At 70.6% G+C, this 12,867-nt stretch carries 10 protein-coding genes; all 10 read right to left on the reverse strand.

Features of this window, described 5'->3' with window-relative positions; all coding sequences use genetic code 11:
- Nucleotides 1–35: 35 nt before the first annotated feature.
- The 10 genes from prmC to nrtL all read right to left on the reverse strand — a co-directional run bounded on the left by prmC (nt 36) and on the right by nrtL (nt 12,732).
- Nucleotides 36–917 carry a peptide chain release factor N(5)-glutamine methyltransferase gene (prmC, locus tag ACFVYL_RS29820; RefSeq protein ID WP_389721351.1) on the reverse strand — a complete coding sequence of 294 codons (882 nt, stop codon included), beginning with the start codon at nt 915–917 and terminating at the stop codon, nt 36–38.
- A 45-nt stretch (nt 918–962) separates the two neighbouring features.
- Complete coding sequence (prfA, locus tag ACFVYL_RS29825; RefSeq protein ID WP_389721353.1) at nt 963–2,039, reverse strand: peptide chain release factor 1; 1,077 nt, start codon at nt 2,037–2,039, stop codon at nt 963–965.
- A gap of 116 nt (nt 2,040–2,155) precedes the next feature.
- A complete protein-coding gene (rpmE, locus tag ACFVYL_RS29830) occupies nt 2,156–2,377 on the reverse strand; it encodes a 50S ribosomal protein L31 (protein WP_389721355.1) in 222 nt (73 codons plus the stop codon).
- A 160-nt stretch (nt 2,378–2,537) separates the two neighbouring features.
- The gene (locus tag ACFVYL_RS29835) at nt 2,538–3,665 is read right to left on the reverse strand and encodes an LCP family protein (RefSeq protein WP_389721357.1); all 1,128 of its coding nucleotides are present in this window, start codon (nt 3,663–3,665) and stop codon (nt 2,538–2,540) included.
- Nucleotides 3,666–3,982: 317 nt separating this feature from the next.
- Nucleotides 3,983–6,073 carry a transcription termination factor Rho gene (gene rho / locus ACFVYL_RS29840; RefSeq protein WP_389721359.1) on the reverse strand — a complete coding sequence of 697 codons (2,091 nt, stop codon included), beginning with the start codon at nt 6,071–6,073 and terminating at the stop codon, nt 3,983–3,985.
- A 395-nt stretch (nt 6,074–6,468) separates the two neighbouring features.
- Entirely contained in the window at nt 6,469–7,386 is a 918-nt protein-coding gene (gene thrB, locus ACFVYL_RS29845) for a homoserine kinase (RefSeq protein WP_389721361.1), read from the reverse strand.
- A 244-nt stretch (nt 7,387–7,630) separates the two neighbouring features.
- A complete protein-coding gene (gene thrC, locus ACFVYL_RS29850; RefSeq protein ID WP_389721363.1) occupies nt 7,631–8,689 on the reverse strand; it encodes a threonine synthase in 1,059 nt (352 codons plus the stop codon).
- A gap of 6 nt (nt 8,690–8,695) precedes the next feature.
- Nucleotides 8,696–9,985, reverse strand: a complete 1,290-nt coding sequence (locus ACFVYL_RS29855) for a homoserine dehydrogenase (RefSeq protein ID WP_389721379.1) — start codon at nt 9,983–9,985, stop codon at nt 8,696–8,698.
- Nucleotides 9,986–10,094: 109 nt separating this feature from the next.
- Nucleotides 10,095–11,486, reverse strand: coding sequence for a diaminopimelate decarboxylase (gene lysA / locus ACFVYL_RS29860; protein WP_389721365.1), 1,392 nt, complete (start codon nt 11,484–11,486; stop codon nt 10,095–10,097).
- A gap of 151 nt (nt 11,487–11,637) precedes the next feature.
- Entirely contained in the window at nt 11,638–12,732 is a 1,095-nt protein-coding gene (gene nrtL, locus ACFVYL_RS29865; protein ID WP_389721367.1) for an ArgS-related anticodon-binding protein NrtL, read from the reverse strand.
- Nucleotides 12,733–12,867 lie beyond the last annotated feature (135 nt).

Raw genomic sequence — 12,867 nt, forward strand, 5'->3', positions numbered from 1 at the left:
CTCCTCGTACACGTACTGCTCAGTTGAAGTCTGGGTCACGGCATCGCCTTGCGGGCGGTCGCGAAGCGCGGGCGGTTGTTCAGGTCGGGATGGTCGGCCGCGTCGGCCCAGCCCCGCTCCTCCGTGAAGATCCACGGGACCTGGCCGCCCTGGGTGTCGGCGTGCTCGATGACGACGACCCCGCCGGGGCGCAGGAGCCGGTGGGCGGTGCGCTCGATGCCGCGGATCAGCTCCAGGCCGTCCTCCCCGGAGAAGAGCGCGAGTTCCGGGTCGTAGTCGCGGGCTTCCGGGGCGACATACTCCCACTCGGTCAGCGGGATGTACGGCGGGTTGGAGATGACGAGGTCGACCTGGCCGTCGAGCTCGGGGAGCGCGTCACGTGCGTCGCCCCGGGAGAGCTTGACCCTGGACCCCTCGACGTTCTTGCGCGTCCACTTCAGGGCGTCCTCGGAGAGCTCCACGGCGTGCACCCGCGAGCGCGGGACCTCCTGGGCGAGCGCGAGGGCGATGGCGCCCGAACCGGTGCACAGATCGACGATCAGCGGCTCGACCACGTCCATGGCGCGGACGGCGTCTATGGCCCACCCGACGACCGACTCGGTCTCCGGTCGCGGCACGAAGACACCGGGGCCGACCTGCAGCTCCAGATACCGGAAGTAGGCGTGTCCGGTGATGTGCTGGAGCGGCTCGCGGGCCTCGCGCCGGGCGACCGTCTCCCAGTAGCGGGCGTCGAAGTCGGCGTCCTTGACCGAGTGCAGCTCGCCGCGCTTCACGCCGTGCACGAAGGCGGCGAGCTCCTCCGCGTCGTTGCGCGGCGAGGGCACGCCGGCGTCGGCGAGGCGCTGGGTGGCCTGGGCAACTTCCGCGAGCAGCACGCTGCGGGGGTTCGGGGGTCGCCCCCCAATATGTTGCTGCACGCTGGTCCTCCGGGACGGGTCGTGAAGGGTCGTACGGGGGGTGGCTTACGCGGCGGCGAGCTTGGCTGCGGAGTCGGCGTCGACGCAGGCCTGGATGACCGGGTCGAGTTCGCCGTCGAGCACCTGGTCCAAGTTGTACGCCTTGAAGCCGACGCGGTGGTCCGAGATCCGGTTTTCCGGGAAGTTGTACGTGCGGATCTTCTCGGAGCGGTCGACGGTGCGGACCTGGCTGCGGCGGGCGTCCGCGGCCTTGCTCTCCGCCTCTTCCTGGGCCGCGGCGAGGAGCCTGGAGCGCAGAATACGCATCGCCTGCTCCTTGTTCTGCAGCTGGCTCTTCTCGTTCTGGCAGGAAGCGACCACTCCGGTGGGCACGTGCGTGATGCGCACCGCGGAGTCGGTGGTGTTGACGGACTGGCCGCCGGGCCCTGAGGAACGGTAGACGTCGATCCGCAGGTCGTTCGCGTGGATCTCGACGTCGATCTCCTCGGCCTCGGGCGTCACCAGGACACCGGCGGCGGAGGTGTGGATGCGGCCCTGGGACTCGGTGGAGGGCACGCGCTGCACGCGGTGCACGCCGCCCTCGTACTTCAGCCGCGCCCAGACGCCCTGGCCGGGCTCCGTGGCCCCCTGGCCGCCCTTGGTCTTCACGGCGACCTGGACGTCCTTGTAGCCGCCGAGCTCGGACTCGGTGGCGTCGATGATCTCGGTCTTCCAGCCGACGCGCTCCGCGTACCGCAGGTACATGCGCAGGAGGTCGCCCGCGAACAGGGCCGACTCGTCGCCGCCCGCGCCCGCCTTGATCTCCAGGATGACGTCCTTGTCGTCGGACGGGTCCCGGGGCACGAGCAGCAGCCGCAGCTTCTCGGTGATCTCCTCGCGCTGCCGCTCCAGGTCCTTGACCTCGGCGATGAAGTCGGGGTCGTCGGCCGCGAACTCGCGCGCGGTCTCGATGTCGTCCCCGGTCTGCTTCCAGGAGCGGTACGTCGTGACGATCGGGGTCAGCTCGGCGTAGCGCTTGTTCAGCTTGCGCGCGTTGGCCTGGTCGGCGTGGACCGACGGGTCAGCGAGCTTCTTCTCGAGATCGGCGTGTTCGCCGATCAGTTCCTCGACCGCCTCGAACATTCGGGGGCTCCTGGTTATCTACGCGGTGGTTCTAGGCGAATTGGCTGCGGGACGGCAAAAGCGCCGGTCCCGGCCGCCCCCTCGCGAGGGCGGCCGATGACCGGCGCAGTGGCTCGCTACTTCTTGGCAGCCGCAGCCTTGCCGAAGCGGGCCTCGAAGCGGGCCACACGGCCACCGGTGTCGAGGATCTTCTGCTTGCCCGTGTAGAACGGGTGGCACTCGGAGCAGACCTCGGCGCGGACGCGGCCGCTGGAGATCGTGCTGTGGGTGGTGAACTCGGCGCCACAGGTGCAGCTGACCTGGGTCTCGACGTACTCGGGGTGGATGTCGCGCTTCAAGGTGTCTCCTAGTTTCGGGAGGGCGCCGGGTCGTACGCGCGGATTGCTCGTACGTGAACCGGGGCCGACGTACCAGTCTGCCAGGACCGGCCGTATCTCCCAAAACCGGGGTAGCTGCCGATCTATTCCCCGCGGGCCCGCACGGGCCCCGCGCCGCCGCTCAGTGGCTGGAGACCACGTCGCCCGCGTCGCCCTTGTCGCCCGCCGACTGCTCGGTGGCGGACTTGGGTATCCGCTTGTCGGCCCTGAGGGCGTCCCAGACCTCCTGGTCGGCCTTCTCCAGGGGAAGCACGCGGTTGAGGTCGTTGGGGTCGTACTGGACGGGCAGCGTGACCATCTTCATGTCGCCCGCGCCGATGCCCTTGAGGCCGCTCGCGAAGCTCGCGAGGCTCTTGACGTCGTTCAGGTCGGAGTCGGTGGTGATGGCGCTGGTCGCGTCGTTCGCGAGGTCGTACGACTTCTTCCAGTTGCTGAAGACGCCGACGTCCTTGACCTTGTCGAGCAGGGCCTTGATGAAGGCCTGCTGGAGCTGGATGCGGCCGAGGTCGCTGCCGTCGCCGACGCCGTGCCGGGTGCGGACCAGGCCGAGGGCCTGCTCGCCGGTGAGGGAGTGCTTGCCGGCTTCCAGGTCGAGGTGGCTGTCCTTGTCGTGGATGGCCTTCTTCGTGGTGATGTCGACGCCACCGAGGGTGTTGATGAGCTTCTTGAAGCCCGTGAAGTCGACCTCGAGGTAGTGGTCCATCCGGATGCCGGACATCTTCTCGACGGTCTTGACGGCGCAGGCGGGGCCGCCGACCTCGTACGCCGTGTTGAACATCTGCCGCTGACCGCCCGGGTCGGTCCTGTCGTCGTCGGTCTTGCACGAGGGCCGGGATATCAGGGTGTCGCGGGGTATGGAGACGACGCTGGCCGTCTTGTGGCCCTTGTAGACGTGCACGATCATCGCGGTGTCCGAGCGGGCCGCGCCCTCGTCCTTGCCGTACTTGGCGTTGTCGCCGGAGCGCGAGTCGGAGCCGAGGACGAGGATGTCCTGGGAGCCGTTGTCGACGTCCAGGGGGCGGTCGTCGCCGAGCGCGGCGTTGATGTCGACGCCGTTGATGTTGCCGTTGAGCTTGAAGTACAGGAAGCCCGCGCCCACTCCCCCGAGGACGACCACCGAGGTGGCGGTCCATGCCGTGACGACGAGCGCCTTGCTGCGCTTGCGGGGCTTGCGGCGTCGGCCGCCGCCGCCGCGGGAGCGCTGCGGCTTCCCCTCGGCCGTGCCCGCGGACATGCTCTCGTCGGTCATGCGCTCCTCAAGTCCTCGTCGGTCGTACCCCCTGCTTTCAGGGCCAGGCGCGGTCTGTCGTCACTTGTCAGACGGCGAATCCGCTTGAAGGGTTGCACAACGCCCTGTGCGCGCCCCGGGTACCACCGGTCACGCACCGTGTACCCCTGCCCCTCGAATTCAGCCCTCACCTGCGGCTTTTTCCGTCACCGGGCTACGGCCCGTGACCGTGAGAATCTCTTATCCGTGTGGCCAAGGTCTCGCCCTGCCACAGGCACACCAAAAGGGCCGCCCCGTCACAGCTGTGACGGGGCGGCCCTTTTGGACGCTGCGGACGACTAGTCGTTGCCGTTGCCCGGCGCCGGGGTCGTCTTCTGGATCTGCAGCAGGAACTCGGCGTTCGACTTCGTCTGCTTCATCTTGTCCAGGAGCAGCTCGATCGCCTGCTGCTGGTCGAGCGCGTGCAGCACGCGACGCAGCTTCCAGGTGATGGCGAGCTCGTCGCTGCCGAGCAGGATCTCTTCCTTACGGGTGCCGGACGCGTCCACGTCCACCGCCGGGAAGATGCGCTTGTCGGCGAGCTTGCGGTCGAGCTTGAGCTCGGCGTTGCCCGTGCCCTTGAACTCCTCGAAGATGACCTCGTCCATGCGCGAACCGGTGTCGACGAGCGCGGTCGCGAGGATGGTCAGCGAGCCGCCGTCCTCGATGTTGCGCGCGGCGCCGAAGAAGCGCTTGGGCGGGTACAGCGCCGTCGAGTCGACACCACCGGACAGGATGCGGCCGGAGGCCGGGGCGGCGAGGTTGTACGCACGGCCCAGACGCGTGATCGAGTCGAGCAGCACGACGACGTCGTGGCCCAGCTCCACCAGACGCTTGGCGCGCTCGATGGCGAGCTCGGCGACCGTGGTGTGGTCCTCGGCGGGACGGTCGAAGGTCGAGGAGATGACCTCGCCCTTCACCGACCGCTGCATGTCGGTGACCTCTTCCGGACGCTCGTCGACGAGGACGACCATCAGGTGGCACTCGGGGTTGTTCACCGTGATCGCGTTGGCGATCGCCTGCATGATCATGGTCTTGCCGGTCTTCGGCGGGGCCACGATCAGACCGCGCTGCCCCTTACCGATGGGCGCGACGAGGTCGATGATGCGGGTGGTGAGCACGCCCGGGTCGGTCTCCAGGCGGAGCCGGTCCTGCGGGTAAAGGGGCGTCAGCTTGCTGAACTCCGGTCGCCCGCGCCCGGATTCGGGCGCCATGCCGTTCTGCGAGTCCAGGCGGACGAGCGCGTTGAACTTCTCGCGGCGCTCGCCGTCCTTGGGCTGGCGCACCGCACCGGTGACGTGGTCGCCCTTGCGCAGGCCGTTCTTGCGGACCTGGGCGAGGGAGACGTACACGTCGTTGGGACCGGGGAGGTAGCCCGACGTACGGATGAACGCGTAGTTGTCGAGGATGTCCAGGATTCCCGCGACGGGGATCAGGACGTCGTCCTCGGAGACCTGCGGCTCGTTGCCGAAGCCGCCCTCGTCGCGGCCACGACGGCCACGGCGGTCGCGGTAGCGCCCGCGACGGCCGCGACGGCCGCCCTCGAAGTCGTCCCCGTCCTCGTCGGCCCGCGGGCCGTTGTCACGCTGGCGGTCCTGGCGGTCCTGCCGGCCGCCGCCCTGCTGCTGGCGGTCCTGACGCTCCTGGCGGTTGTCCTGACGACCGCCGCCCTGCTGGTCGTCGCCCTTGTTGCCGCGGCGGTCACGGTCACGGTCACGGCCGCGGCCCTGCCGGTCACGGCGCTCGCGGCGGCCCTCGGCGCTGTTGTCGCCGGAGGTGTCGCCGCCCTTGTCGCCCTTGGCCTCGGACGCGTCGCCCTTGGCGTCGGCCTTCGACTCGCCCTTCGCCTCGGCGGTGACCGTCTCCGGGCTGCCCGCCTCGGCGATGGCGCGGCGCCGGCGGCGCTCGCCGGCCGGCTGCTCGTCGCCGCCGCGGTCGGCCTCGCCCGAGCGGGCGGGGCCACCGGCCGGCTGGCCGGGGATGTCGATCTGCTGCTGGGCGGCCTTGTCGGCCTTGGCGCCCTCGGTCTTGTCGGCGCTCGCCTTGCCCGCGGGCTCGGCGGCGTCCTCGCCCGTGCGGGCCTTCGAGGTGGCCCGGCGCTTGGGCTTGGTCTCGGTGGTGTCCCCGGAAGCCGCGGCGTTCTTCGCCGGGGCCCCGCCCCCTGCCTGCGCCTCCTTGATGACCTCGATCAGCTGGCTCTTGCGCATGCGCCCGGTGCCCTTGATCCCAAGGCCCGATGCGACCTGCTGCAGTTCCGCCAGCACCATGCCCTCGAGGCCGGTGCCGCGGCGCCGCCGGGACCCGGCCGAAGCACCGGTGGCAGGCGCCGCAGAGGCGTCCGTGGCGGGCGTGTCGGCAGTCACGCCCATCAGATCGGTGGTGTCGCTCACGAAGGGTCCTTCCCTGGAGCGGGCGTCGGCCTGTCTGGCTCGGCGACCGGTTGTGCTGTCCGGCGGTCGGTCCTTGCTTTCCTGTGGACCGTGCCGGGGCGGTGGTCCGCCAACGCGGCGGAAGAATTCATTGGTGATGGCGATTCCCGGTGCGGTGCCACTGAGGTGCGGTGCCACTCGGCTCGGTCACGCCGGTTCCGGAGCGTGCTCAGGACCGCTTAGTGCGGGGCACGAAGCAGTTTGGGGGGCTCCCGGAAGAATGGTTGTCCCGGACGGGGACACAAAGCACCTCGCCATGGTGAGGTCGGGTGCAGACTTGAGATTAACACTACCGGATCCAACAAACATTCCCCCTCTCGGGATCGGGACACCCCGAAATCCCTGTGTTCACTGCGTCAGGGCGCAAGCGGCAGCACGCTCGCTCCCGTGGCGTCGAGCGCCAGGCGGTTGGCCGCCCAGCCCTCCCCCGCCAGGCGTGCGACCTTGTCGGCCGCACTGTCTTCGACCAGCGCGAGGACCGTGGGGCCCGCGCCGGAGATCACCGCGGGCACGCCGTCGGCACGCAGCCGCTCCACCAGGGCCGTGCTCTCCGGCATGGCCGGGGCACGGTACTCCTGGTGCAGACGGTCCTCCGTGGCGGCGAGCAGCAGCTCGGGACGCCTGGTCAGGGCCTCGACGAGCAGGGCGGCGCGGCCCGCGTTGGCGGCCGCGTCGACGTGCGGGACGGTGCGCGGGAGCAGGCCCCGCGCCGTCTCGGTGAGCACGGGCTTTCCCGGTACGAAAACCACTGGAACGACGGAATCGGCGGGGTCCATCCGGATCGCCCGCGCCGTCCCCCCGTCCATCCAGGAGAGCGTGAAACCGCCGAGCAGACAGGCGGCGACGTTGTCCGGGTGGCCCTCGATCTCGGTGGCGAGTTCGAGCAGCGCGGCGTCGTCCAGCCTGGCCTCGCCGCCTATCGTCACGGCGCGCGCGGCGACGATGCCGGCGCAGATGGCGGCGGAGGACGAGCCGAGGCCGCGCCCGTGCGGGATGCGGTTGGCGCAGACGATCTCGAGGCCGCGCGGTTGTCCGCCGAGCAGATCGAAGGCGGTGCGCAGGGAGCGTACGAGCAGGTGGGACTCGTCGCGCGGGAGGTTGTCGCTGCCCTCCCCCGCGATGTCGATGTTCAGGCCGGAGTCGGCCACCCGGACGACCACGTCGTCGTACAGCCCCAGCGACAGGCCCAGGGCGTCGAAGCCCGGGCCGAGGTTGGCGCTGGTGGCGGGGGTGCGCACCCGGACGGCGGCGGCGCGGAAAGCGGGACCGGCCATCGCTCGATGACTCTCCTTGAGCTGCGTGTTTTTTGAGGCTCCGTATTTTTCAGTACGTGCCACATGTACGGAACACCCGAAGGCCGTTGACCACGGCGGCACCGCGGCATATGCGGCGGGGTGGGTTCGGTACAGCCTATCGAAGGAAGGTTCTGTGGCGACATAGGGCGCACAGGAGGCGCACGATGCGTGTCGTAAGCCCCCTGTGCCACCCCCTGTACGGAGTTGCGGGTTCCGCCCGCGGTTACGCGAGGCCGAGACGCTCGGCCGCCGCGGCGGCGTCAACCGGGACGGTGACCGGCTGCGGAGCGCCCGCCACGGCCCAGTCGGGGTCCTTGAGGCCGTTGCCGGTCACGGTGCAGACGATTCTCTGGCCCTTGTCGACCTTGCCCTGCTCGGCGGCCTTCAGCAGACCGGCGACGGACGCGGCCGACGCCGGCTCGACGAAGACACCCTCCTGGGACGCCAACAGCTTGTAGGCGCGCAGGATCTCACGGTCCGTCACCTCGTCGATGAGGCCGCCGGACTCGTCGCGCGCGGCGAGCGCGTGCTGCCAGGACGCGGGGTTGCCGATGCGAATCGCGGTGGCGATCGTCGAGGGGTCCTTGACGACCTCGCCGCGCACGATGGGCGCGGAGCCGGAGGCCTGGAAGCCCCACATCCTGGGCGTACGGGTCGACACCGCGTCGGCCGCGTACTCCTTGTAGCCCTTCCAGTAGGCGGTGATGTTGCCGGCGTTGCCGACGGGAAGGACATGGAGGTCGGGAGCGTCGCCGAGCGCGTCGACGATCTCGAACGAGGCGGTCTTCTGGCCCTCGATGCGGAACGGGTTCACCGAATTGACCAGCGCCACCGGGTAGTTCTCCGACAGCGCTCGAGCCAGGTTCAAGCAGTCGTCGAAGTTGCCGTCGACCTGGAGGATCTTCGAGCCGTAGACGAGCGCCTGGCCCATCTTGCCGAGCGCGATCTTGCCCTGCGGCACGAGGACGGCGCAGACCATCCCGGCGCGTACGGCGTAGGCGGCGGCGGACGCCGACGTGTTGCCGGTGGAGGCGCAGATGACAGCCTTCGCGCCTTCCTCCTTGGCCTTGGTGATCGCCATGGTCATGCCGCGGTCCTTGAAGGACCCCGTGGGGTTGGCACCCTCGACCTTGAGGTGGACCTCGCAGCCGGTGCGCTCGGAGAGCACCTGTGCGGGCACGAGCGGCGTACCGCCCTCGCGGAGCGTCACGACCGGCGTGGTGTCGGAGACCGGAAGACGGTCCCGGTACTCCTCGATGATTCCGCGCCACTGGTGGGTCATTGCTGCTTACTCCCCTTCAACCCGCATGATGCTGGCGACACCACGCACGGTGTCGAGATTGCGCAGCGCCTCGACGGTGCCGGTGAGGGCGGCGTCGGGCGCGCGGTGGGTGACGACGACGAGGGAGGCCTCGCCGTCCTTGCCCGTCTGACGGACCGTATCGATCGATACGCCGTGCTCGGCGAAGACCGTCGCGACCTGGGCGAGCACGCCCGGCTTGTCGGCCACGTCGAGGCTGATGTGGTAGCGCGTGACGACCTCGCCCATGGAGCCCACGGGCAGCTGGGTGTACGCGGAGTCGCCGGGCCCGGTGGCCTCGGCGAGCTTGTTGCGGCAGACGGCGACGAGGTCGCCGAGGACCGCGGACGCGGTGGGCGAGCCGCCCGCGCCGGGCCCGTAGAACATGAGCTGCCCGGCGGCCTCCGCCTCGACGAAGACGGCGTTGTACGCCTCCCGCACCGACGCGAGCGGGTGGCTGAGCGGGATCATCGCGGGGTGCACGCGCGCGGTGACGGACCCGCCGTCGGCGGCGCGCTCGCAGATGGCGAGGAGCTTGATGGTGCAGCCCATGCGTTTGGCGGACGCGAAGTCGGCGGCGGTGACCTCGGTCATGCCCTCGCGGTACACGTCGTCGAGGCGCACGCGCGTGTGGAACGCGATCCCGGCGAGGATGGCGGCCTTGGCGGCAGCGTCGAACCCTTCCACATCGGCGGTCGGATCGGCCTCGGCATACCCGAGCGCGGTGGCCTCGTCGAGGGCCTCCTGATAACCCGCCCCCGTCGTGTCCATCGCGTCGAGGATGAAGTTCGTCGTCCCGTTCACGATGCCGAGGACGCGGTTGACCTTGTCTCCGGCGAGGGACTCGCGCAGCGGCCGGATCAGCGGGATCGCACCGGCGACGGCGGCCTCGTAATACAGATCCCGCCCGTGCTCGACGGCGGCGGCGTGCAGCGCGGCGCCGTCCCGCGCGATGAGCGCCTTGTTCGCGGAGACGACCGACGCACCGTGCTCGAAGGCCGTGGTGATGAGGGTCCTGGCGGGCTCGATGCCGCCGATCACCTCGACGATGACGTCAATGTCACCCCGCTTGACCAGCGCGGTCGCGTCGGTGGTGATGAGCGAGGGGTCGATTCCCTCACGCACCTTCGAGGGGCGGCGGACGGCGACCCCGGCGAGCTCCACCGGGGCGCCGATCCTGGCTGTGAGGTCGTCGGCGTGCGTCGTCATGATGCGCGCCACCTCTGAGCCGACGACCCCACAGCCCAGCAGCGCCACCTTCAGTGGACGCGTACGCATCATCCGACCTCACTTCTCCTACATCTACGGTGGGACCAGTCTCACCCACCGGAACGGACTTTCTGTCCATCGTCCGGATCATGAGACGCCTATTTCATTATGCGATTGATTATCCGACGTCGAGACGCAGGAGATCGTCCTCCGTCTCGCGCCGGACGATCACCCGCGCCGCACCGTCCTTGACGGCGACGACGGGCGGGCGAAGAGCGTGGTTGTAGTTGCTCGCCATCGAGCGGCAGTACGCGCCGGTCGCGGGCACGGCGATCAGGTCACCGGGCGCCAGGTCGGCCGGAAGGAAAGCATCGCGTACGACGATGTCCCCACTCTCGCAGTGCTTGCCGACGACGCGCACCAGGACGGGCTCGGCATCGGAGGAGCGGGAGACGAGGGCGACGGTGTACTCGGCGTCGTACAGCGCGGTGCGGATGTTGTCGGACATGCCGCCGTCCACGGACACGTACGTCCGCAGCCCTTCGAGGGGCTTGATCGTGCCGACCTCGTAGAGGGTGAAGGCGGTCGGGCCGACGATGGCGCGCCCCGGCTCGACGGAGATGCGGGGCGTACGGAGGTTCGCGGCCGCGCACTCGCGCGAGACGATCTCGTTCAGCGCCTTCGCGATCTCGTGCGGCTCGCTGGGGTCGTCGTCGGAGGTGTACGCGATGCCGAGCCCGCCGCCGAGGTCGATCTCGGGCAGCTCCACGCCGTGCTCGTCCCGCACCTCGGCGAGCAGCTGCACCACGCGCCGCGCGGACACCTCGAAGCCCGCCATGTCGAAGATCTGCGATCCGATGTGACTGTGGATGCCGATGAGTTCGAGCCCGTCGAGCTTGAGGGCCCGCCGCACGGCCTCCGCGGCCTGCCCGTCGGCCAGCGCGATCCCGAACTTCTGGTCCTCGTGCGCGGTGGCGATGAACTCGTGGGTGTGCGCCTCGACGCCGACCGTCACCCGGATCTGCACGGGCTGGCGCTTGCCGTGCCGCTCCGCGATGTGCGAGACGCGCACGATCTCCTGGAAGGAGTCGAGCACGATGCGCCCGACACCGGCCACCACGGCCCGCTCGATCTCGTCCGGGGTCTTGTTGTTCCCGTGGAAGGCGATGCGCTCGGCGGGCATGCCCGCGTCGAGGGCGGTGGCGAGCTCACCGGCGCTGCACACGTCCAGGTTGAGCCCCTCCTCGTGCAGCCACCGCACGACGGCCCGCGACAGGAACGCCTTGCCGGCGTAGAAGACGTCGGCGTCGTCGCCGAAGGCGGCGCGCCAGGCCTGGCAGCGGGCGCGGAAGTCGGCCTCGTCGACGAAGTACGCCGGGGTGCCGAACTCCTCGGCGAGCCGGGTCACCGCGATGCCGCCCGTGCTGACGACGCCGTCGGCGGCGCGGGTGACGGTGCGGGACCACACCTTGGGGTCCAGCGCGTTGAGGTCGGCGGGCGGCGGGCTGTAGTGACCCTCGGGGTACACGTCGGCGTGGCGGGGGCCGGCGGGGTGTGCGGAACGGCTCATGGCTCTGTCGTCTCGTCTCTCACGTATGTCACATCCGTAGCATTATTCGCGTCTGCCACATGCATCACATGCATCACATGCTTCCGCAATGGCACATGCTTCCCACGTCGCTCGTCGCGTCGCGTCGGACGCCGCTTCTCGCTCACGGATGTCACAGATGTTCGGGTGCGCTGATGCCGAGCAGGGTCAGGCCACCGGCAAGCACCGTCCCGGCGGCTTCGGCGAGCGCGAGCCGGGCGCGGTGGGCGGCCGAGGGTTTCTCGTCACCGAGCGGCAGGACGGCCCCTTGCAGGGCGAGGACCTCGTCGGCGGTGGCCACGAGGTGCCGGGCGAGGCGGTCCGGGGCGCGGTGGCGCGCCGCGGCGGCGAGGACTGCGGGATAGGCCTCGATCCGCCGCAGCAGCTCGGTCGCTTCGATGTCGCCGTCGCCGGGGACGGCGTCGAAGCCGAGGTCGGCGGCGTTGCGCAGGAGGCTCCGGCAGCGGGCGTGCGCGTACCGGACGCGGAAGAGGGGGTTGCCCTCCCGCTGCACGAGGTGCGCGTCGCCGCCCTGCTCGGGGGTGACGCGGGGGTGGTCGTGGGCGGCGGGATGCAACAGCGCCCACCGGGCGGCGTCACGGCCCAGCCGGAGGGTGGCGTCCGCCGGGGCGGGGACGGGGCGCAGAGTGGGAAGCGGCTCGGGCGGCCGCCCGTGCCCGTCGACGCGCACACCGAGACCATCCTCCCCCGCCGCTCTGGTCCAGGCAGGATCCGGCGCGGTGTCGCAGGTCACGCGGACGAGGACGCCCTGCGAGCGCAGAATCCGGCGGACGCTGTCGGCGACGACGACGGCCCGGACCTCGTGCGGCACGTGGATCTGGGCGAGCTGCCCGGTGTCGGGGTGGACGTGCCCGTAGCAGCGCCCCCGCTCCAGCACGTCGCGCACGAGCGCCTCGGCCGCTTCGCCGGGCGCCCCCGCGAGCGTGATGTTGAGGAACCCGCCCCCGGTGATGTCCACCCCGGCGATACCGGGCTCGACGACGAGCCGCGCGGACAACACCTCGGCAACCTGCCGCGGCGACCGCCCGGCGGCACCGGCGATCTGCAGGGCGAGGTTCGTGGCGTAATCCCCACACCCCCCGGGCCGCGGCCGCTCGACCCGCACGCGCCCCTCACCGACGGCCGCGACATCCCCCCGGAGCTCCCCGGCATCGACGGCATGGCGCATGGCGCGCAGCACGGTGCGGGAGAGCTCGACGGGGGTCACGGCACCAGCGTATGGGAGGAGGGGGGTGGGGACGCGAGTCGGTTTGGTGGATGGTCCGGGATGTGGACGGGGCGGGTCCAGGGCCGGGGCCGGGCCGGGGGCCGGGGCCGGGCCGGGGGCCGGGGCCGGGCCGGG

It is taken from the genome of Streptomyces sp. NPDC058308, from assembly GCF_042880275.1.
GTDB lineage: Bacteria > Actinomycetota > Actinomycetes > Streptomycetales > Streptomycetaceae > Streptomyces.

Bases quoted from the DNA above. Each gene is read 5' to 3' on its own strand.
- prfA (WP_389721353.1), bottom strand. From the start codon at position 2,039: ATGTTCGAGGCGGTCGAGGAACTGATCGGCGAACACGCCGATCTCGAG.
- ACFVYL_RS29855 (WP_389721379.1), bottom strand. From the start codon at position 9,985: ATGCGTACGCGTCCACTGAAGGTGGCGCTGCTGGGCTGTGGGGTCGTC.
- lysA (WP_389721365.1), bottom strand. From the start codon at position 11,486: ATGAGCCGTTCCGCACACCCCGCCGGCCCCCGCCACGCCGACGTGTAC.
- ACFVYL_RS29835 (WP_389721357.1), bottom strand. From the start codon at position 3,665: ATGACCGACGAGAGCATGTCCGCGGGCACGGCCGAGGGGAAGCCGCAG.
- thrC (WP_389721363.1), bottom strand. From the start codon at position 8,689: ATGACCCACCAGTGGCGCGGAATCATCGAGGAGTACCGGGACCGTCTT.
- thrB (WP_389721361.1), bottom strand. From the start codon at position 7,386: ATGGCCGGTCCCGCTTTCCGCGCCGCCGCCGTCCGGGTGCGCACCCCC.